Raw genomic sequence first — 21,920 nt, forward strand, 5'->3', positions numbered from 1 at the left:
ATGTAAACCCAGCTAATATCGTATAAACTGAATGGCTTATTCAATTTCGCGGCGGTATCTTACAATAAAAAAAGCCCTTTTGAAAGTAAAAGGGCTTTTTTTCTAAAATCTTGTTTTTACAGGTAAGAGAATTAATCTCTCTCTTTGTTAGGGTTGCGGAAATAAACCTTGTTTTCTAAAAATTCCTGAACTGCTACTAACGTAGGTTTGGGCAAGCGCTCGTAATGTTTCGAAATTTCGATCTGCTCACGGTTCTCAAACACTTCTTCCAGGTTATCATTTGCAGAGGCAAACTCAGATAATTTCTGATGCAGCTCTTCTTTAATGTTGTTTGATATCTGGTTTGCACGTTTCGACATGATAACGATAGACTCATACAGGTTGTCTGTTGTTTTATCCAGGTCGCGCAAATCGCGGGTTACGGTACTGCCTGCTACAGTTGGTTTATTATTAGGATTATTGCTCATGTTCGTTTTATATTTTATTGTTGCGGACTTCTTTGATTATGTTTATCAGTAATTGACTGTTGTTGCGGCGCTTTAGCCGTATCCCTATCTGCTAGTTTTTTGGCCAGTTTACCCTCAGCTTCTAACCGCGCTAAATAACGTTTGGCGTTTGCAATACCACGCTCGCTGTCTTTACGGTATTCGGCTGCTTCTTTAGTATACTTGCTGTTTGCATATTTTTCAGCAAATTGATCAGCATAGGTCATTGATTGCGTATAGCGCTCTTCCTGACGGAATTCGGCACTGTTCTTGGCATACAAGTACTGGGCCTTAACAGTTAAAAACTCCATTTCTTCTGCATACTTAGTATCCGGATAATCGCGCAGGGCATTATTGAATGCCATAACTGCCGACAGGTAATCGCCGATATCTAAATAAAGCCTTGCATTATTGTAAGCTTTGGTTTCTAATTTATCGCGCAGGTCCTGAATCAACTTACCGGCTTGAACGCTACGTTCACTTTTAGGATAAAGGTTTATAAACAATTGTAAAGTCTCAATAGCCTTGGTGGTATTCTCCTGGTCAAGCGACGGAATAGGTGAATCCAGATAATAACAATAGGCAGACATGTAACGGCATTCCTCAGCACGGGTACTTGATGGGTACAGATCGGCAAAGTTTTTAAAATGGTAACGGGCCGAAGTGTAATCCTTTAAGTTATAGTTAGCGTAGGCGTAATAAAAGAATAAGTCTTCAGCCTCACTTAATCCTCTGTATTTTGGTGTAAGTAACTCAAATAACTCCAGTGCTTTTGAGTATTGTTTTTTGTTATAGAATTTTACGGCCTGCTGGTATTGTTTAGCCCGGTCGTTACTCTCCTTTAATCTCTCGTAGCTGCTTTTACAGCTGCCAGTAATAAGTACCGCGGTAACTAATAAGCCTGCAATTATAGCACGTTGCTTTTTAAACATCCTGCAAAGATAATTATATAATGTAAATCAATCAATTATTTATTTTAAGCGCGAAAATAAACGCCTTATTGTGTTATAGTATGTTTCCGCTTCACATTTAACATCTTTTAACTATGAACTGACAACTGAACCAACGTAGGTGAGCTGAACACTAAATATAACCCGCTTGCAAGGCTTAAACAGGATGCCCTTAGCAACAATGTGTTAACTTACGCCGGTGTTAAAGCAATATTAGCAGAACAATAGCTTCCTGTAATTGAAACATCTGATATTGCTCTACCTATATAATAGGTAGAGCATCCAGGCTTATTGCCGCGAGAACACAGAGGGGATTTATCCATTGAAAACATGTAACCAAAAGTGAATGCTATAACATATTCAAAAGGCAAACCTATTTGATCTGTTTAAGAGTCATGGTAATACTTGACCCATCTAAGTTGTGATATACCAGCTTTACAAATCCGAATTGTTCGCTGAAGTAAGACACGAGAATGCTATGGCCACTGGTGGTATTCGCAATACCCTTAACTTTTATTGTTTGGACAGTTCCAATGGGTAAGCTGAGCGCTTCCTTACCTTGCACAACATATTTGCAATGGAGAGTAAGCTTACCTGTCCAATTGAAGGCTTTAAATTCAGGCCATTTTTCACCGATTTCGAGATTCCAATCATAAATTTGACCGGATTTAAGCGGCAGCTTGATGTAAGGAAAGGGAGACAGTTGCAGAATCTCTAGCGCATGAAAGCGAAATGGGTGTAACCAGATATTTTCCTTATTCTCAATTACCCCCGTTAGTTCGGTCTCTAAAGGTTTGAAATCAAAATTATAATGGTAGAGGAATACCTCCGTCTGATTGTAATTTGGTTTGTCCATCATTATAGGACCTATTTTTCCCAAAGTCTTTATACCCAGATATTCAATTGTACTACTATCCTTTTGCATAGCGGGTACATAATGCCATGACTTAGCGCCTTCTGGTTGTGATGTAATTGCATATTTGAGTGTATCGTGGCCTTTGACAATAAAATAGTCATATATGTAAGTCTTGCTTTCAACAAAAATCTTATTATCGTAATTAAAGGGGTTAATGCCTTTGTTGTTGGAAAGCTTGGGTTCAATGTATAGATCTGGTTTCTGTGCAAATACCGAAACATTAAAAGCTATAGTAAAACAGCAAAGGAACGACAGGTAAAATAAATTAGGAGCCATGTTAAGATTTACTGCCCCTAATTTACCAAAACCGTGGCACTTTCGGCAATTGAGAGTTGATTTGTGTTTTTAAAGAAAACTATCGTCAACCTTGATTGACTGATGATGGAGTATTGCACTGGAAGAATACATAAAAAAGACAACAACTACATTATATAATAGACCTCAGCTTATGCCTGCAACTAATTTTAAAAATGGATGGATGTATAAAATGAACAGTTTAAGGTCCTATCAAGAGCTGGTTGAACATAAGATTGTCTTTATTATTGAAAAGTATTACAAATCTTGATCTCTCAATGGAGTTTAACATCTAATATAACGCCTGTATCATTATAACAGATTAAAAGGGCAGTTTAAGAACTTACTTATATGCGATAAGCAACCTGATTAAGGCAGTGCGGGCGTTTTAGAAAAAGAAAGGGGTTGAAGGGTAGGGAGTTAAGGGGGATGTAACACAAAAAGAGGAGAAAGGTTTTATAAAAAGGAAAAAAGCGCTACCTTTGCAACCCGCAAACGAAGGAATGCGGTTAGTACATTGAAAAGGGGCGAAGGATTGTTGAAGCATTGGAAGATGCGTCAGCAAGAGAGGAGGAGATCCGAAGAGAGGCGGATAGCCAGTCGGGGCATCACAAAAAACTTTAAAAAAAGTTTTGGGGATGTCAAAAAGATTTCTACCTTTGCACTCCCAATCGCAATGATCGGGAATAGATTGAAAAGCGGCACAGGGATAAGAAAAACGGCGAAAAGCTGTTTGAGGAGTCTCAAAAAAATTTAGAAATAAATTTTGGAGAAATCAAAAACTTAGTTACCTTTGCACTCCCAAACGGAACGAAAGCGAAAGCGGACGGAAAGAGAGGGAAAAACAAAAGCAAAATCACTCATCGCTAGGATGAGCAGATATAAAAAGCGGAACCGTGACGGGGAAGCGATAAAGTTCTTTTAAGAAGTAACATGTAGCGTAGCGGGAGCGATAACTTAAGGTTGTCGACTCTATCAAAAAAAAGAAAACCTTTCGAAATTGGAGTTACACTGAATACTGTATAAAGATATACAAATAATCAGATTTCTATTTTGAGTAATAGGGTCTGGATACAAACAAAACATTTTACAATGGAGAGTTTGATCCTGGCTCAGGATGAACGCTAGCGGCAGGCCTAATACATGCAAGTCGGACGGGATTGGGGAGCTTGCTCCCCATGAGAGTGGCGCACGGGTGCGTAACACGTATGTAACCTACCGTTGTCAGGGGGATAGCCTCTCGAAAGAGAGATTAACACCGCATAAAATCACAGTGCAGCATTGCATAATGATCAAATATTTATAGGACAACGATGGGCATGCGGGACATTAGCTAGTTGGCGGGGTAACGGCCCACCAAGGCGACGATGTCTAGGGGATCTGAGAGGATGACCCCCCACACTGGTACTGAGACACGGACCAGACTCCTACGGGAGGCAGCAGTAAGGAATATTGGTCAATGGAGGCAACTCTGAACCAGCCATGCCGCGTGCAGGAAGACGGCCCTACGGGTTGTAAACTGCTTTTGTACCGGAATAAACCTTTCTTCGTGAAGAGAGCTGAATGTACGGTAAGAATAAGGATCGGCTAACTCCGTGCCAGCAGCCGCGGTAATACGGAGGATCCAAGCGTTATCCGGATTTATTGGGTTTAAAGGGTGCGTAGGTGGCCTATTAAGTCAGGGGTGAAAGACGGTAGCTTAACTATCGCAGTGCCTTTGATACTGATGGGCTTGAATACAGTTGAAGTGGGCGGAATGTGACAAGTAGCGGTGAAATGCATAGATATGTCACAGAACACCGATTGCGAAGGCAGCTCACTAAAGTGTGATTGACACTGAGGCACGAAAGCGTGGGGATCAAACAGGATTAGATACCCTGGTAGTCCACGCCCTAAACGATGAATACTCGATGTTGGCGATATACGGTCAGCGTCTAAGCGAAAGCGTTAAGTATTCCACCTGGGGAGTACGCCCGCAAGGGTGAAACTCAAAGGAATTGACGGGGGCCCGCACAAGCGGAGGAGCATGTGGTTTAATTCGATGATACGCGAGGAACCTTACCCGGGCTTGAAAGTTAGTGAATGATCCAGAGACGGATCAGTCCTTCGGGACACGAAACTAGGTGCTGCATGGCTGTCGTCAGCTCGTGCCGTGAGGTGTTGGGTTAAGTCCCGCAACGAGCGCAACCCCTATGTTTAGTTGCCAGCATTTAAGGTGGGGACTCTAAACAGACTGCCTACGCAAGTAGAGAGGAAGGAGGGGACGACGTCAAGTCATCATGGCCCTTACGTCCGGGGCTACACACGTGCTACAATGGATGGTACAGAGGGCTGCTACCTGGCAACAGGATGCCAATCTCTAAAAGCCATTCACAGTTCGGATCGGGGTCTGCAACTCGACCCCGTGAAGTTGGATTCGCTAGTAATCGCGTATCAGCAATGACGCGGTGAATACGTTCCCGGGCCTTGTACACACCGCCCGTCAAGCCATGGAAGCTGGGGGTACCTGAAGTATGTAACCGCAAGGAGCGTCCTAGGGTAAAACCGGTAACTGGGGCTAAGTCGTAACAAGGTAGCCGTACCGGAAGGTGCGGCTGGAATACCTCCTTTCTGGAGCAGTATTCAGTACCAAGTAACACGAGCCGAAAAAGAGAGGTAAGTAAAAAGACAGAATCCTGCTACGCACATGTATTTCTTAAGATTAGAAGAAAAAAGAAGAAACCCAGAAAAGAAAAGCCATATCAGTACTATATAGATAATATATAGAGTGGCTGTAACCATTAAACAAAGTCTCGTAGCTCAGTTTGGTTAGAGCACTACACTGATAATGTAGGGGTCAGCAGTTCAAATCTGCTCGAGACTACTACAAAGGGAAATCTTTTATGGGGAATTAGCTCAGCTGGCTAGAGCACCTGCCTTGCACGCAGGGGGTCAACGGTTCGAATCCGTTATTCTCCACACAGATGTGATAAGCAAATGAGCAATCATTTGCCTGTCTAATTCGAAAGTTCTTTGACATATTGGAAGAAGTAATTGTAAAACTGAGAAAACAACAGTGAAGGACAGTTACGAGTTAGTAAGTAATCAAGTTACTATTTATAAGCCGCAAGGCAGATAAGGAATAACTGGAAAACCTGATAACAAAGTAACTATCTAAATAAAGCATACCATGCCGAGCAAAAGCGGCATGTGTAGAAGAAAGTAAGAAAGGGCACACGGGGGATGCCTTGGCTCTCAGAGGCGATGAAGGACGTGATAAGCTGCGATAAGCTACGGGGATTAGCAAATATGAATTGATCCGTAGATTTCCGAATGGGGAAACCTAATCCATTGAAGATGGATTGCAATAATGCGCAAACCTGCTGAACTGAAACATCTAAGTAAGCAGAGGAAGAGAAAACAATAGTGATTTCCTGAGTAGTGGCGAGCGAAAGGGAAACAGCCCAAACCCACCATGTTACGGCATAGTGGGGGTTGTAGGACTACGATGTGGTATATTAAACTGAAGCGGAAGGGCATGGGAAGGCCCGCCATAGAGCATGAGAGCTGCGTACGCGTAAGGAATAATAACCTAGTAGAATCCTGAGTACTGCGGGGTCGGAGACGCCCTGTAGGAATCTGCCGGCACCATCCGGTAAGGCTAAATACTACTGAGAGACCGATAGTGAACCAGTACCGTGAGGGAAAGGTGAAAAGAACCCCGAACAGGGGAGTGAAATAGAACCTGAAACCGTGTGCTTACAAGCGGTCGGAGCAGACTTGTTCTGTGACGGCGTGCCTTTTGCATAATGAGCCTACGAGTTACTCTTCTCTGGCAAGGTTAAGTGTTTAAGACACGAAGCCGAAGCGAAAGCGAGTCTGAATAGGGCGTGCAGTCAGAGGAGGTAGACGCGAAACCTTGTGATCTACCCATGGACAGGTTGAAGGTGCCGTAACAGGTACTGGAGGACCGAACCGATAAACGTTGAAAAGTTTCCGGATGATTTGTGGGTAGGGGTGAAAGGCTAATCAAACTGGGAAATAGCTCGTACTCCCCGAAATGTTTTTAGGAACAGCGTGGCGGTAAAGTTATACAGAGGTAGAGCTACTGATTGGGTGCGGGGGAGTCAAATCCTACCAAATCCAGACAAACTCCGAATGCTGAATAATATACGCTGCAGTGAGGCTCTGGGTGCTAAGGTCCAGGGCCGAGAGGGAAAGAACCCAGACCATCAGCTAAGGTCCCCAAATTACTATTAAGTTGAACTAACGAGGTCCGACTGCACAGACAGCTAGGATGTTGGCTTGGAAGCAGCCATTCATTTAAAGAGTGCGTAACAGCTCACTAGTCGAGCGGTCGGGCATGGATAATAAACGGGCATTAAATAGTATACCGAAGCTATGGATTGTATATTTATATACACTGGTAGGGGAGCATTCTATCGCCGGCGAAGCATGACACGACAAGTGCATGTGGAGGTTATAGAAAAGCAAATGTAGGCATAAGTAACGATAAGGCGGGAGAGAAACCCGCCCACCGAAAGACTAAGGTTTCCTGATCAACGCTAATCGGATCAGGGTTAGTCGGGGCCTAAGGATAATCCGAGTGGAGATTCCGATGGACAACTGGTTAATATTCCAGTACTTTTGATAACTGCGATGCAGTGACGGAGTAGTGACACATCCGCGTTCTGACGGAATAGAACGTTAAAGGCCGTAGGTATAGGCGATGTAGTAAAGTACGCATTGTTTGCTGAAAGCTGATAGTACACAAAGCCTTCGGGTGGCGTGATAGTGATGGTAATCAGACTTCCAAGAAAACCTGCTAAGCTTCAGGTTATCAAAACCCGTACCGTAAACCGACACAGGTAGTCGAGGAGAGAATCCTAAGGTGCTCGAGTGATTCATGGCTAAGGAACTCGGCAAAATGGCCCTGTAACTTCGGGAGAAGGGGCGCTGTCAGCAATGGCAGCCGCAGTGAAAAGGCCCAGGCGACTGTTTAACAAAAACACATGGCTTTGCAAAATCGAAAGATGACGTATAAGGCCTGACACCTGCCCGGTGCCGGAAGGTTAAGAGGGGATGTTAGTCGCAAGGCGAAGCATTGAATCGAAGCCCCGGTAAACGGCGGCCGTAACTATAACGGTCCTAAGGTAGCGAAATTCCTTGTCGGGTAAGTTCCGACCTGCACGAATGGTGTAACGATCTGGGCGCTGTCTCAGCCATGAGCTCGGTGAAATTGTGGTATCGGTGAAGACGCCGGTTACCCGCAACGGGACGGAAAGACCCCATGCACCTTCACTACAACTTAACATTGATATCGGATACAGGATGTGTAGGATAGGTGGGAGACTGTGATCCGGCTTCGCTAGGAGTCGGTTAGTCAACGTTGAAATACCACCCTTTCTGTATTTGGTGTCTAACTCTGCACGGCAGAGGACATTGTTTGGCGGGTAGTTTGACTGGGGTGGTCGCCTCCAAAAAGGTAACGGAGGCTTTCAAAGGTAAGCTCAGTACGCTTGGTAACCGTACGTGGAGTGCAATAGCATAAGCTTGCTTGACTGTGAGGCAGACAAGCCGAGCAGGGTCGAAAGACGGATATAGTGATCCGGTGGTTCTGCATGGAAGGGCCATCGCTCAAAGGATAAAAGGTACGCTGGGGATAACAGGCTGATCTCCCCCAAGAGCTCATATCGACGGGGAGGTTTGGCACCTCGATGTCGGCTCGTCACATCCTGGGGCTGGAGAAGGTCCCAAGGGTTCGGCTGTTCGCCGATTAAAGTGGCACGCGAGCTGGGTTCAGAACGTCGCGAGACAGTTCGGTCCCTATCTGTTGTGGGCGTTGGAAGTTTGAGTGGGGCTGACCTTAGTACGAGAGGACCGGGTTGGACTAACCTCTAGTGAATCTGTTATGGCGCCAGCTGTACTGCAGAGTAGCTACGTTGGGAATAGATAAGCGCTGAAAGCATCTAAGTGCGAAACTAGCCACAAGATGAGACTTCCATTGAGGGTCGTAGTAGACTACTACGTTGATAGGTTACAGGTGTAAAGGTGGTGACATCATAGCCGAGTAATACTAATTGCCCGAAGCTTTCTTCGTCAACAGATAAGTGGTGTGATCTTTCCGGTCACACCATACCATCAAAAACAACATGTGCTGTTGTTTACTCAGAACTAACATTACTTCTTTCAATTATTGTCATTGTTTAAGGTAGTCCGTTTCATAAAGGACTGCTCAAAAACATTAAAAATATTCAGGTGCCTATATCGGCGGTGTCCACCTCTTCCCATTCCGAACAGAGAAGTTAAGCCCGCCAGAGCCAATGGTACTGCAGTAAAATGTGGGAGAGTAGGTCGGCGCCAAACCTTTTCAGTTAACCCCCTGTAACTAAGCATTACAGGGGGTTTTCTGCTTTTATAGCCTAACACACCTCGCTGATTTAGCTCCAGAAGCTGTACTAACTTGCCTGCGGCCTTCCTGCCCTGGCCTGCTGGTTTACCCGTATTCTCATTCTTATCTCCGTTTATCAGTATCGAGTAGGTCATTTCGTTGCGAACCATCATCTGTTTTTTTTCCCTTCATGTTCAGGAGAATCTTATTCCGATTTTATCGACTTCCTTGCCGCACAATCAGGCACTGGTGGCTTACTATCTGGAATACTTATAAATAATTACCTGTCTTTTTCCCTACAGAACTAATTTAAGTTACAAGTGTTTAAATCTTAGCATTTCCCGAATAATGCATTAAACGCTTTGCTAATGAATACAATAATCGACCAGACGCATCAAGGACATACCTGGCCCTTAGCTCATGCTGTGCCCGACCCTGACTCAGCGCACAATGTAGTCCTCAACATAAATGGACAGGAGATTCATCTTAAGATTGAGCCTTGGGTCAGTTTGTTAGATGCGCTCAGGGAATATGTTGGTCTCACCGGTACTAAAAAAGGATGTGACCACGGTCAGTGTGGTGCATGTACAGTGTTGATTGATGGTAAACGCATCAACTCTTGTCTCACATTGGCGGTTATGAAGCAAGGTTGCCAAATCACTACTATCGAAGGTCTTTCAAAAGGAGACGAACTGCATCCGGTTCAGGCGGCATTTGTTGAACATGATGCCTACCAATGCGGTTATTGCACACCCGGTCAAATTTGTTCGGCCGTTGGTTTAATTAATGAAGGTAAAGCAACAACGCGTGATGAAATAAGTGAACTCATGAGTGGCAATATCTGTCGGTGTGGTGCTTACCCCCACATTTTGGATGCTATTGAGCAAGTGAAAGGAGCCGGTAGTCATGAATAAGTTTACCTATGTAAGCGTTAATAGCACAGATGCTGCTATAAGGGAACTGGACGAGCACGACAGCCCTAAATACATAGCTGGTGGTACAAACCTGCTCGACTTAATGAAAATAAGCGTCGAGAGTCCCGATCACCTAATCGATATCACTCATCTTGCTTTTCATAGTATTGAAGATACCAATAACGGCGGCCTGCGTTTAGGGGCTTTAGTAACCAATGCTGATACCGCCTGGAACGAAAAGGTGGAGGAACGATATCCGCTCTTGTCAAAAGCCATATTAGCCGGAGCCTCTCCACAGCTGCGTAACATGGCTACCAATGGGGGCAACCTTATGCAGCGCACACGCTGTTATTATTTTTATGATAAAGCCACGCCCTGTAATAAGCGCGAGCCGGGTTCAGGCTGCTCGGCCGTAAACGGGTACAACCGTATACATGCTATTTTAGGTGCCAGCGAACAGTGCATCGCAACGCATCCCAGTGATATGTGTGTAGCGCTCGCAGCGTTAGGGGCTACGGTAAACATAACCGGAAAAAACGGTGACCGGAGTATTCCATTTGCCGATTTTCATCGCTTACCGGGAGACCGGCCGGATTTGGATAACACGCTCGATGCAGGCGATATCGTTACATCCATAGATTTACCAACTGAAGGATTTGCTGAGAACTTTGAATATCTAAAGGTTCGTGATAGGGCCTCGTACGCTTTTGCATTAGTATCCGTAGCCGTAGGGCTAAAAATGGATGGTAATGTAATTACCGAAGCACGCCTAGCCTTGGGTGGCGTTGCGCATAAGCCCTGGAGAAGTATTGAAGCGGAAGCTGCACTGACCAATCAGGTAGCATTAACTGAAAATTTTAAGAAAGCAGCAGAAATTGCTTTGGAAGGTGCAAAAGGCTTTGGCGACAATACCTTTAAAATAGATCTCGCAAAGCGGGCAATTGTAAGAGCGTTATTAAAGGCAGCTAAACTGGAGGAACAAGCATGAGTACAGAATATATAGGCAAACCCATTAGCCGGGTAGATGGCCGCGCTAAGGTAACCGGGCAGGCGAAATATGCTGCCGAATTTAACGTAGCTGCCGGAATTACCTACGGTTACGTGGTATCAAGTCCTATAGCCAAGGGTAAAATTACCGCCGTAAATACGCGGCAGGCACTTAGTCAAAAGGGAGTTTTACAAGTTTTTACGCACGAAAATGTGCCCGACTTTGCCTGGTTTGACCGGAGTTACAAAGATCAGGACGCACCTAAAGACGGCTCGCCATTTAGGCCTTTTCAAAACAATGAAATTCAATTCAGCTTACAGCCTATTGCTTTAGTAGTGGCCGAAACGTTTGAGCTGGCGCGTTATGCATCAACCTTAATTCATTTCGAATACGAGATAGATGAAAACCTGCAGTCGGGCATAGAGCTTAATTTAGATAAAGCTAAAAAGCCTAAATCCTATAAGGTACCGGTTACCAAGCCCCGTGGCGATGCACAGAAAGCTTTCGATAAGTCTGCTATTCAACATCAAGCCGATTATTTTCACGGTAGCGAGCACCACAACCCTATGGAGATGCATGCTACAACTGTTATTTATGGCGATGATGATAAATTAACCATATATGATAAAACGCAAAGCGTGCTCAACAGCCAAAGCTATGTGAAAAGTGTGTTCGGCTTGTCTACAGATGAAGCACGTGTCATATCACCTTTTGTGGGTGGTGCATTTGGTGCTGGCTTACGGCCACAATACCAATTGTACCTGGCTGTAATGGCAGCTATGGAATTGAAGCGCTCAATTAAAGTAGTGCTCACACGGCAGCAAATGTTTTCATTCGGACATCGCCCGGCAACGCTGCAAAAAATAACCATTGGCGCGTCTGCTGATGGTAAGCTACAGGCTGTCATCAACAATACTTTTAGCGAAACATCGCAATTTGAGGAGTATACTGAGAATATTGTCAACTGGTCGGGCTTTTTATACAATTGCCAAAATGTTAGTTTCTCGCATAAAATAGTTCCTCTTGATGTGTATACCCCTTTAGATATGCGAGCGCCCGGCGGTGTAACCGGCGTGTATGCTATTGAGTGTGCCATTGATGAAACTGCTTACAAAGCCGGTATCGATCCGCTTGAGTTCCGCTTAATAAATTATGCGGAGAAGGATCTGAATGATGATTTGCCCTTTTCGAGCAAGGAGTTGAGGGAATGTTACCGGCAGGGGGCTGAAAAGTTTGGCTGGGATCAGCGTAAGGCAGAACCTCGTGCTACCCGTAAAGGCAACTACCTCATTGGATCGGGCATGGCTACAGGTGCGTGGGAAGCGCAGCAAATGCCGGCCAGGGCAAAAGCAATGTTTACCATTGATGGCAAGCTAACGGTTAGCAGTGCAACTGCCGACATAGGCACCGGTACCTACACCAGTATGACCCAAATAGCTGCGGAAACTTTGGGGCTGCCGTTAGAAGACGTGCAATTTAAGTTGGGTGACAGTGTTATGCCTATGGCGCCGCTGCAAGGTGGCTCCTGGACTGCTGCTACCATTGGCTCAGCTGTAAAGCTGGTTTGTGATGATGTTAAAGGCAAGCTGTTTAAAATGGCACGTAAGCTACCAAATTCACCTTTTGCCGATGCCGATGATGAAGATGTGATTTTTGCAAACGGCAGTATTAGCTTAAAAGACAAGCCCGACGTTTATTACACGCTTACAGAGGTAATGAAAATGAGCGAGGCAAATTATATTGAAGCCGATGTTACGTCACTGCCCAACATGCTTAAGCAGAAAAAATACTCCCGCTATACACATTCGGCCGTTTTTGCCGAAGTGGCAGTAGATGAGGATTTAGGAACCGTACATGTTAACCGTGTGGTAACAGCTGTAGCTGCCGGACGTATCATCAACACTAAAATGGCGCGCAGTCAGGTGTTAGGTGGTGTAGTTTGGGGTATTAGTATGGCCCTGCATGAGGATTCGGTAATGGACAACAACATTGCCCGCTTCATCAACCATGACCTTGCCGAGTACCATGTACCCGTCAACGCCGATATTAAAGATGTGGACATCATTTTTGTAGAGGAGCACGATGAAGTTGTAAATCCATTGGGCGTTAAGGGAGTGGGCGAAATAGGCATTGTTGGTGTGGCTGCAGCAATAGCCAATGCCGTATATCATGCAACAGGCAAACGAGTAAGAGATTTGCCTATACAGTTAAATAAACTGATGTAAGCTTTTATTAAACCCTCCCGAGAAGGGAAGGACTAGATAAATGATGTTATTTCTGCCGTATGCGTGAGATCTTTTCAAAGTAATAAGTTAATTAATTTGAAAAGATGCCTTCTCTAACTATTGTTAGAGAAGGCATCTTTTAGAAAGTTACAATACTCCTATAGGATGGACAGGGCCAAGTTTTATGTTTAGCTTTGTATGCATCCAAGCACTTCTATGAATCAACCCGTCAAAACATTCTCGCATATTAACCCCGATACCAACTACCCAACCATGGTTGATGTGAGCGATAAGCAGGTGACTAAACGCATAGCCAAAGCTCAAAGTACAGTGGTTTTAGGGCCAGAAATAATGCAGCACCTGCAGGGCAATGATATCCAAACTAAAAAGGGACCTGTATTTCAAACAGCCATTATAGCCGGCACTATGGCTGCAAAAAAGACGGCAGACCTGATACCACTGTGCCACCCGCTGGCGTTGGAAAGCTGTAAGATTGAAATTACGATTAACGAAGAGCAGGAAGTGGTGATAGGATGTACGGCTGCCGTCACATCAAAAACCGGCGTAGAAATGGAAGCCTTAACCGGCGCCAGCGTAGCTGCACTAACTATTTATGATATGTGCAAAGCATTTTCGCATAACATCCTTATTAAAGAAACCAAACTGCTGGAGAAAACAGGAGGCAAAAGCGATTTCAATGGATAATCATCAAAAACATGCTAAGCTGGCAAAGCCTTCATTGGGGGAGTTCCACCGAAATGAACTGGCCATTTTAGGTACTAATTGTGCTAACATCCGCAAGCTGTCTAACCAAATTATACAAGAGCTTTACGCCAAATACCAAGTCGCTTTTGTTGATGCCGATCATCAAGCGGCTCAGGCAGATGAAAACTCAGTTTTAGCTCATGGCGCAGCACTTGAGTTTACCGATAAAGTTAGCCACCGTGTGTTTGCTTACAAGCAAAAGTTTAATGCTTTCCAAAACCGCACGGTATTTAATGAACAGGACCTGGTGTTGGTAAATGGCAATCACTTTGCGGCACAAAGCCAAATTGTAGTGATAGATCCGGTTAAACCTTTAGATAAAAAACTGGAGAAACTTACCAATGTACAGCTTATTTTGTTGACAGATGGCGTCAGTTCGATTCCAGATTACCTCACCAACCACTTACCTGCCGGCGCAGCTGTGCCTATTTTAAAGATGGCTGATGTGTTGGCTTTAACAACTTTTATTGACAAATATTTGCTTAGCCGTTTGCCGGTTCTTAACGGCTTGGTATTAGCTGGCGGGCAAAGCCAGCGTATGCAAACGGATAAAGGCAGCATACAATACTTTGGAAAAAGCCAGCGGTTGCATATGTATGAGATGATGAGTGCGTTGTGCACGGAAACCTTTGTATCTTATGCCAGCCAGCAATGGGTTAACCAGCAGGAGCAACTGCCTGTTGTGTTAGATAGCTTTATAGGTTTAGGACCTTTTGGTGGCATCCTATCTGCCTTTCAGCAAAACCCCAACGCGGCCTGGCTTACCGTAGCTTGCGACCTGCCATACTTAACCGCGCAAACCCTAAATCATCTGATAGAAAATCGTAATCTATCTAAAATAGCTACCTGTTTTATGGATAGTGAAAACCAGTTTCCGGAGCCTTTAATTACTATTTGGGAACCCAGGGCCTATCCGGTAATGCTACAGTTTTTAAATCAGGGGTACTCTTGTCCGCGCAAAGTCCTCATTAATTCTGACGTGGAATTGTTACAAGCTCCTGCTGTTGAGGAGCTGCAGAATGTAAACTACCCGGCGCAACGGCAGGAAGCAATGGCTCGCTTGCAGCAAGGTGGTTTATAAAAAACTGCTATCTTGCCGGTTAAACTAATATATACTCATGAGGAAATTTTATATAGTAATGTGCCCATTGTTGCTGTGCATGGCTTTTGGCCTGCAATCAGTAGCTCAAAACATTACTATTAGCGGCGATAGCATTGCAACTTTTACCATTAATAAAACAATGTTTCGTGAAATGAAGCAGGCGGTAGTAATGGCCAAAGCGCATGACGACAAAGTGCACCGCTATACCGGTGTAACGGTGGCCAACCTGCTTGCCAAAGCCGGCATTTTGTTAGGAGATACCGCTAAACATAAAAGCATTATCAGCTACATTGTTGTTACCGCTGCCGATAATTACAAAGCTATTTACTCCCTTCCCGAAATTGACCCTCTTTTTGCTAACCGTACCATTTTACTGGCCGATAAGGAAGACAAAAAGTTATTGGCTTCAGAGAACGGGCCCTATCAAATGATTGTACCGGCCGAAAAGGAGCATGCCCGTTGGGTGCGCCAGGTAGTGAGTATTGAAGTAGTAACTCTTAAACAATAATTAGAATGAAAAAGCAATGGATTTCTATTCTTGCTTTATTGATGATAATGCCGTTTGCCGCAACAGCGCAAAAGCTGCGCATTGCAGTAGCTGCTAATGCACAGTTTGTAGCCGGTGTGCTGGCCAAAGCCTTTAAGCAGCAAACCGGTATTAAAGCCGAACTTATAGTTGGTTCATCCGGAAAGTTAACCGCCCAAATTGAGCAGAGGGCGCCTTTTGACGCGTTCTTGTCGGCCGATATGAAATACCCGCAGGAACTATTTGATAAAGGGTTTACTACAGGCAAGCCCAAGGTGTATGCCTATGGCGCTTTAGTAGTATGGAGCAAACAGCCGTTAAAAGCCGGTTTGGCATCGCTAAAAGAAAATGAGTTTCGCAAAGTGGCCATTGCTAATCCCGCGCTGGCACCTTACGGCGAGGCGGCCATGCAGGCGCTCAAAAAGCTAAAACTGGCTGATGATCTGCAACCTAAAATAGTGTATGGCGAAAGCGTTGCCCAGGTAAATCAATACTTGCTTACCGGTGCTGTTGATGCCGCTTTTACGGCCAAGTCGGTAGTGTTTGAGCCGGCACAGAAAAGTATAGGGGCCTGGACTGAAGTAAGTAACAAACTATACAGGCCCATTGCACAAGGCGTGGTTATCATAAAGCCAGCAGCCGGAAAGAATAGCAAGTATGCACAGGCGTTTTATAATTTTCTGTTCAGTGCAAAAGCTAAACAGATTTTCAAGCAATATGGCTACAGGTAGATAGGGGCTTCCTGAAATCAAGTATCAGCAATCTGAATTAAAGATGGATTATCAACCTTTATGGCTTACCCTAAAACTGGCAATGGTAACAACCGTTTGCTTGCTGGCCATAGGTATACCATTGGCGGCTTTGCTGGCCAAAACTAAATCTCCCTTAAAGCCCGTTGCCGAGGCTATTGTTGGCTTGCCGCTGGTATTGCCGCCCTCTGTTTTAGGCTTTTACCTCTTACTGGCCTTTAGCCCTAACAGCGGCTTGGGTAAGTTTCTCGAATGGGTATTCAATGTACGATTGGTTTTTTCATTCCCCGGGTTGGTTATCGGGTCCATTATTTACAGTTTGCCATTTATGGTGCACCCTGTACAAGCGGGACTGGAGGCCTTACCTCCTAGTTTGCGCGAAGCTTCGCAAACATTGGGAAAATCCAATTGGCAAACGTTTCTACATGTACTGCTGCCTAATATTAAGCCGGCCTTATTAACCGGCACCATACTCACTTTTGCGCATACTATAGGCGAGTTTGGCCTGGTGCTGATGATAGGCGGCAATATACCAGGGGTTACACGGGTTGCCAGTATTGCAATTTACACAGAGGTTGAAGCTTTAAACTTTAAGGCGGCGCATGTTTATGCCGGTATCATACTGGTTGTAGCCTTCATTATTCTGCTCTCAGTTTATCTCATTAACAAGCGACTTGCCAGAAAGGGTTTGCCGGTATGATTAGAATCGATATCCGTAAAAAACTTCACATGGCTGGCGGGAATGGCGAATTGGTAGTAAATACAGACCTGGCCCAAGGTTCTTTTACCGCGGTTTTCGGGCCTTCGGGTGCCGGCAAGACCTCTCTTTTACGGATACTTGCAGGACTAATGCAGCCAGAAGAAGGCTACATAGAAGTGAATGGAGAAGTTTGGCTGGATACAGTACGTAAAGTTAATCTTCCCCCGCAAAAACGGAATGTTGGTTTTCTTTTTCAGGATTATGCGCTTTTTCCGAACATGACAGTGCGCGAAAACTTGCTGTATGCCTTACCGGATGCAGGAGACAAGCTACAGGTGAACTCATTACTGCTTACCCTGAATATGCAGGCGCTGGCCGATAAAAGACCGGAGTTACTATCAGGTGGGCAGAAGCAACGCGTGGCGCTGGCCCGGGCCTTATTACGCAGGCCGCAATTGCTGTTGCTGGATGAACCGCTCTCGGCGCTTGACCATAGCACCCGTATAGCTTTACAGGATGAGTTGAAAATAGTGCATCATAAATATGGCGTCACTACATTGCTGGTAAGCCACGATGTACCCGAGGTTTACAAACTGGCTGAGAACGTTATTAGTTTGGATGCAGGCACCATACAACAAGTTGGCAGTCCGGCACAAGTATTCGGCTTACAGCAGTATACTAACGGACTAATAGTTATAGGTGAGGTTATTGCAGTGAACAATGGTATCATACAGGTACTAACCGGTCATGCTGTAATTCAGCTGAGTGAAACTGAACAAACAGCAGGTTTAAGCATCGGCACCCGGGTAAGTATACATGCGGCTGACTTATCTTTACAAAAGCTTTTGTAACTTTATAATTATTAAGAAACCTTTAGTATAACGGTCAGTTTCTTAAACAGACAACAGATGAAAGTATTGCTTTTTGGGATAACCCGCGAAATTACAGGACAGAGCAGGCTTACCATTCCTGCCGATGCCGGTATTGGTACGGTAAAGGCCTTAAAGAATTGGTTAGCGCAGCAATACCCGGCCATGCAGGGCCTAACCTCACTGGCCGTAGCGGTAGACAGTGAGTATGCCAGCGATGAAGATTTAATAAACCCCGATCAGGAAATTGCATTAATTCCGCCGGTTAGCGGCGGATAATAAGCAAACGATAAAACGTGTTAATTAAGTTAGTTGAACATATAGATTTGAATGAGGCGTATGCCTACCTGCATTCGGCCGAGGCTGGTGCCGTTAACTTTTTTATAGGTACGGTACGCAATCATTCAAAAGGCAAAGAAGTAATCAGACTGGATTTTGAAGCTTATGATGCTATGGCCATCCGGCAAATGGAGCATTTGGCTAATGAGGCTTACAGTAAATGGCCACTGGTTAATCTGGCTATAATACATGCGGTGGGCGCTAAGGATCCTGGAACGCCGGTAGTTGTTATAGGTGTATCATCGGCACATCGCGATGCCTCTTTTGAGGCCTGCCGCTTTTTAATCGATGAGTTGAAAAAGACAGTGCCTATTTGGAAAAAGGAATTTTACGAAGATAATAGTGTTTGGGTAAACGCCCATCCTTAATATAATGAAGCAGAGCTTATTGATTGATAAATATGGCAGGCAGCTGAATTACCTGCGGCTTTCGGTAACCGACCGCTGCAATTTCAGATGCTATTATTGCATGCCCGAAGAAGGCATCAACTTTGCTCCGCGCAAGGAGTTGATGACTTTTGACGAGATGCTGCTTTTATCAACCACTTTCTGTAACCTGGGTATATCCAAAATACGCATTACCGGCGGCGAGCCTTTTGTGCGTAATGGTATTATGCCTTTTCTCAAAAAGTTGAGTGTTATAGAAGGCTTAAACGAAATTACGGTTACCAGCAATGGTACGCTCTCTGCCAAATACCAGGCTGAGTTATTGCAAATGGGTATCCGCAAGATCAATATCAGTTTGGATTCATTGAGTCGCGAGCGCTTTGAACACATAACGCGCCGCGACACCTTCGACAGCGTTTATGCCGGAATTTTCAAGTTGCTGGATAACGGCTTTGAGGTAAAACTAAACTGCGTGGTAGCCGAGAATAAAAATATTCAGGACATTGTGCCCTTTATTGAACTTACCAAAAATCATTCACTATCCGTACGTTTTCTGGAAGAAATGCCTTTCAACGGCAGCGACGGATCGCAGGTACAGTCAGACTGGGATTACAAGCGTATCTATGGTCACATCGAGCAATATTATCCTGAAATTAATCGCTTAATCAGCGATGCCAATTCAACTTCGGTTAATTATAAAATATCGGGTTATAAAGGGAGCTTTGGGATTATCCCTTCCTTTAGCCGTACTTTTTGCGGCACCTGTAACCGTATCCGCCTTTCGGCAACGGGCGAACTGCGCACGTGCTTGTATGGCCCGCCTGTAATTAACCTGCGCGATTTATTGCGCAAAGGGGCATCCTTAGCTGATTTAGAACAAGCTATATTGCATGCTGTAAGTCAGCGTGAGCGCAACGGCTATGCTGCCGAAGTTGCCAGTAAAGGTGCTATTCATACATCAATGTCGGTTTTGGGTGGATAGCTATGGAAACGTTTTCACATACAGAACCAACCTCTTCTTTCAACAATCGTTACTCCCGCCAAATGCAATTGGCTAATTTTGGTGAAGCGGCGCAACAAAAGTTAAGCAAAGCCAGTGTGTTGGTTGTAGGTGCTGGAGGACTTGGTGTGCCCGTTCTGCAATATTTAACAGGGATGGGCGTAGGCAAAATTGGCATTATAGATCATGATGTTATTAGCTCTACTAATCTGCATAGACAGGTTTTGTACAACGAGAGCGAGGTTGGCCAAAGCAAAGCAGCAGTGGCCGCCGCTAAACTACAAGGCCTGAACCGCGACGTGAGCTTTCAGGTGTATAACGAAGCCATAATACCTCAAAATGCGTTACCTATCATCCAAAAATATGATGTAGTAATAGATGCGACCGATAATTTCAGTGCCCGCTATTTGCTGAACGATGCCTGCGTTATACTCAACAAACCGCTGGTGTATGGTGCTGTGCAACAGTATGAAGGGCATGTAAGCGTATTTAACTATCGGGGTGGGCCAACCTATCGGTGCCTTTATCCAACGGCGCCAGTGGCAGGTGAGATACCCGATTGCAATACGGCGGGTGTATTGGGTGTTGTGCCAGGTATTGTAGGTTGCCAGCAAGCCCTACAAGCTATTAAAGTTATTACCGGCGTTGGGCAAACACTATCAGGCTACCTGCAGATATTTGACTTTTTGCAGGATGAGCAATATAAAATAAAATTGAAAGCCAAGCCTGCTAACAGGCAGCTAACCACTTTGCAGCCAAGCTACGAAGCGGTCGTTTGTAATACTGTAGCACCGCTTTCGGTAGAGGAATTATATGACTGGTACGAAGCTGGAAAAATTTTTAAACTGATTGATGTTCGTGAGGCAAATGAGTTTGCTGATGAACATTTGAAAGGGGCTGTTTCGATGCCTTTAATGCAGTTTAAGCCGGCTGATATTACTTTGCAAACAGATATACCCGTGGTAACATTTTGCCAAAAAGGCGCCCGCAGCAACAAAGCTGCTCAAATGTTGCAAGCTTACTATCCAACTGCAACTATCTATAGTGTAATTGGAGGGATGGAATATTGGCAGGATGAGTTCGACGATGAGTATATTGTAACATCGGAGGTCCTCCCCGGTGAAAAATTAGGAGGGACCTTATGATAGCTGTATCTGAGGCGCTGCAACTCGTAAATGATCAAGCACAAAGCTTCCACCCCGAGGAGGTCGATCTGCTACAATCTGTCGGCCGCATATTGGCTCAGCCGGTAATTGCCGACCGCGACTTCCCACCTTTTCACCGCGCCACAATGGATGGCATAGCTGTTAACAGTGCAACTTTTGCAAATGGAATTCGACAATTCCCTATTGAGGATATTCAGCCGGCAGGGCACTCGCAAAAGCAATTATACAATCCCGACAAGTGTATCGAAATAATGACCGGCGCTGTGTTGCCCATAGGTACAGACGCCGTGATCAGGTATGAGGATTTAGAGATAGCCGAACAGGTGGCACAGGTAAACCTGGATGCTGTAACGCCTTACCAAAATGTGCACCTGCAAGGCACCGATGAAAAAGCACAACAGACATTGGTTAAACCGGGTGTTAAAATTACGCCGGCAATAATAGCAATAATGGCATCAGTGGGGCTGAGCAGGGTAAAGGTTTATTGCCTGCCACGCATAGCCGTTTGTGCAACCGGAGATGAACTTGTACCGGTAACTCAACAGCCCAAACCACATCAAATCAGGCAATCAAATAGTTACATGCTCTTAGCTGCGCTACAGGAAGAGGGTATTAAGGCCGCCGGTTATCATTTACCCGATGAACCTGTGGGCATGACGACACAGCTATCAACCATGCTTCAGCAGTATGACGTGCTACTCTTTTCTGGCGCGGTTTCTAAAGGTAAGTTTGACTACCTGCCACAAGTTTTACAGCAATTGGGTATGCAAACTGTTTTTCACAGTATTGCACAAAAACCGGGTAAGCCCCTATTGTTTGGCAAGTTTAAAAGCGGCGTGCTTGCGTTTGGTTTTCCTGGTAACCCGGTTTCTACCTGGGTCTGTTTCCAGTTGTACTTTAAAGCCTGGTTATACAGTTCGCTTGGGGTACCGCTATCAACTATTAAAGCTGAGCTTGGTAAAAGCACCACCTTTAAACCAGCGCTTACCCATCATGTGTTGGTACGCCTGTCGAGTCAGGAGGATAAGATAATTGCTACGCCGGTGGATACCTCAACATCGGGTGATGTGGTGAATTTAATGCACGCCGAAGGCTTTATCAGTTTGCCTGCGGAGCGAATTCAGTTTGAGGCTGGGCAAACATTCAACGTTCAGCTTTTCTAAGCAAAAATTAAAC

At 44.9% G+C, this 21,920-nt stretch carries 17 protein-coding genes, 2 tRNA genes and 3 rRNA genes; 19 read left to right on the forward strand and 3 right to left on the reverse strand.

Annotated features, from left to right (window positions below; genetic code table 11):
- Positions 1-131 precede the first annotated feature (131 nt).
- From ABDD95_RS02630 to ABDD95_RS02640, 3 genes are all read right to left on the reverse strand, one after another.
- The gene (locus ABDD95_RS02630; protein ID WP_345950351.1) at positions 132-467 is read right to left on the reverse strand and encodes a DNA-directed RNA polymerase subunit omega; all 336 of its coding nucleotides are present in this window, start codon (positions 465-467) and stop codon (positions 132-134) included.
- A 14-nt stretch (positions 468-481) separates the two neighbouring features.
- Positions 482-1,417 carry an outer membrane protein assembly factor BamD gene (gene bamD / locus ABDD95_RS02635; RefSeq protein ID WP_345950352.1) on the reverse strand — a complete coding sequence of 312 codons (936 nt, stop codon included), beginning with the start codon at positions 1,415-1,417 and terminating at the stop codon, positions 482-484.
- 391 nt (positions 1,418-1,808) lie between these two features.
- Positions 1,809-2,627, reverse strand: a complete 819-nt coding sequence (locus ABDD95_RS02640) for a hypothetical protein (RefSeq protein WP_345950353.1) — start codon at positions 2,625-2,627, stop codon at positions 1,809-1,811.
- A 1,107-nt stretch (positions 2,628-3,734) separates the two neighbouring features.
- On the opposite strand from ABDD95_RS02640, the gene ABDD95_RS02645 reads away from it, so the two are divergent.
- The 19 genes from ABDD95_RS02645 to ABDD95_RS02735 all read left to right on the forward strand — a co-directional run bounded on the left by ABDD95_RS02645 (position 3,735) and on the right by ABDD95_RS02735 (position 21,907).
- Positions 3,735-5,255, forward strand: a 16S ribosomal RNA gene (locus tag ABDD95_RS02645).
- 178 nt (positions 5,256-5,433) lie between these two features.
- Positions 5,434-5,508: transfer RNA gene (locus ABDD95_RS02650), tRNA-Ile, on the forward strand.
- A gap of 21 nt (positions 5,509-5,529) precedes the next feature.
- A tRNA-Ala gene (locus ABDD95_RS02655) sits at positions 5,530-5,603 on the forward strand.
- Positions 5,604-5,839: 236 nt separating this feature from the next.
- Positions 5,840-8,724: ribosomal RNA gene (locus tag ABDD95_RS02660) — 23S ribosomal RNA — on the forward strand.
- A 154-nt stretch (positions 8,725-8,878) separates the two neighbouring features.
- Positions 8,879-8,990: ribosomal RNA gene (gene rrf, locus ABDD95_RS02665) — 5S ribosomal RNA — on the forward strand.
- The 16S, 23S and 5S rRNA genes sit together here with 2 tRNA genes alongside, the layout of an rRNA operon.
- Before the next feature lie 393 nt (positions 8,991-9,383).
- Entirely contained in the window at positions 9,384-9,929 is a 546-nt protein-coding gene (locus ABDD95_RS02670) for a 2Fe-2S iron-sulfur cluster-binding protein (RefSeq protein WP_345950354.1), read from the forward strand.
- Positions 9,922-10,917, forward strand: coding sequence for a xanthine dehydrogenase family protein subunit M (locus ABDD95_RS02675; RefSeq protein ID WP_345950355.1), 996 nt, complete (start codon positions 9,922-9,924; stop codon positions 10,915-10,917). Before ABDD95_RS02670 ends, ABDD95_RS02675 begins: the two co-directional genes overlap by 8 nt.
- The gene (locus ABDD95_RS02680; RefSeq protein WP_345950356.1) at positions 10,914-13,142 is read left to right on the forward strand and encodes a xanthine dehydrogenase family protein molybdopterin-binding subunit; all 2,229 of its coding nucleotides are present in this window, start codon (positions 10,914-10,916) and stop codon (positions 13,140-13,142) included. The genes ABDD95_RS02675 and ABDD95_RS02680 overlap by 4 nt, the downstream gene beginning before the upstream one ends.
- Positions 13,143-13,358: 216 nt before the next feature.
- The gene (gene moaC / locus ABDD95_RS02685) at positions 13,359-13,847 is read left to right on the forward strand and encodes a cyclic pyranopterin monophosphate synthase MoaC (RefSeq protein ID WP_345950357.1); all 489 of its coding nucleotides are present in this window, start codon (positions 13,359-13,361) and stop codon (positions 13,845-13,847) included.
- On the forward strand, positions 13,840-14,988 hold the full coding sequence (locus ABDD95_RS02690; protein WP_345950358.1) for an NTP transferase domain-containing protein: 1,149 nt from the start codon (positions 13,840-13,842) through the stop codon (positions 14,986-14,988). Before moaC ends, ABDD95_RS02690 begins: the two co-directional genes overlap by 8 nt.
- Positions 14,989-15,025: 37 nt before the next feature.
- Positions 15,026-15,517, forward strand: a complete 492-nt coding sequence (locus tag ABDD95_RS02695; protein ID WP_345950359.1) for a hypothetical protein — start codon at positions 15,026-15,028, stop codon at positions 15,515-15,517.
- A gap of 5 nt (positions 15,518-15,522) precedes the next feature.
- Complete coding sequence (gene modA / locus ABDD95_RS02700) at positions 15,523-16,266, forward strand: molybdate ABC transporter substrate-binding protein (RefSeq protein ID WP_345950360.1); 744 nt, start codon at positions 15,523-15,525, stop codon at positions 16,264-16,266.
- 43 nt (positions 16,267-16,309) lie between these two features.
- The gene (gene modB / locus ABDD95_RS02705; protein ID WP_345950361.1) at positions 16,310-16,984 is read left to right on the forward strand and encodes a molybdate ABC transporter permease subunit; all 675 of its coding nucleotides are present in this window, start codon (positions 16,310-16,312) and stop codon (positions 16,982-16,984) included.
- Positions 16,981-17,835, forward strand: a complete 855-nt coding sequence (locus ABDD95_RS02710; RefSeq protein WP_345950362.1) for an ATP-binding cassette domain-containing protein — start codon at positions 16,981-16,983, stop codon at positions 17,833-17,835. The genes modB and ABDD95_RS02710 overlap by 4 nt, the downstream gene beginning before the upstream one ends.
- Positions 17,836-17,892: 57 nt before the next feature.
- Entirely contained in the window at positions 17,893-18,132 is a 240-nt protein-coding gene (gene moaD, locus ABDD95_RS02715) for a molybdopterin converting factor subunit 1 (protein WP_345950363.1), read from the forward strand.
- Positions 18,133-18,149: 17 nt separating this feature from the next.
- Complete coding sequence (locus tag ABDD95_RS02720) at positions 18,150-18,560, forward strand: molybdenum cofactor biosynthesis protein MoaE (protein WP_345950364.1); 411 nt, start codon at positions 18,150-18,152, stop codon at positions 18,558-18,560.
- Positions 18,561-18,564: 4 nt separating this feature from the next.
- Complete coding sequence (gene moaA, locus ABDD95_RS02725; RefSeq protein WP_345950365.1) at positions 18,565-19,560, forward strand: GTP 3',8-cyclase MoaA; 996 nt, start codon at positions 18,565-18,567, stop codon at positions 19,558-19,560.
- A gap of 2 nt (positions 19,561-19,562) precedes the next feature.
- The gene (locus tag ABDD95_RS02730) at positions 19,563-20,723 is read left to right on the forward strand and encodes a HesA/MoeB/ThiF family protein (RefSeq protein ID WP_345950366.1); all 1,161 of its coding nucleotides are present in this window, start codon (positions 19,563-19,565) and stop codon (positions 20,721-20,723) included.
- Positions 20,720-21,907, forward strand: a complete 1,188-nt coding sequence (locus tag ABDD95_RS02735) for a molybdopterin molybdotransferase MoeA (RefSeq protein ID WP_345950367.1) — start codon at positions 20,720-20,722, stop codon at positions 21,905-21,907. Before ABDD95_RS02730 ends, ABDD95_RS02735 begins: the two co-directional genes overlap by 4 nt.
- Positions 21,908-21,920: the final 13 nt, after the last annotated feature.

This window comes from Mucilaginibacter sp. PAMB04274 (assembly GCF_039634385.2).
Taxonomy (GTDB): Bacteria; Bacteroidota; Bacteroidia; order Sphingobacteriales; family Sphingobacteriaceae; genus Mucilaginibacter.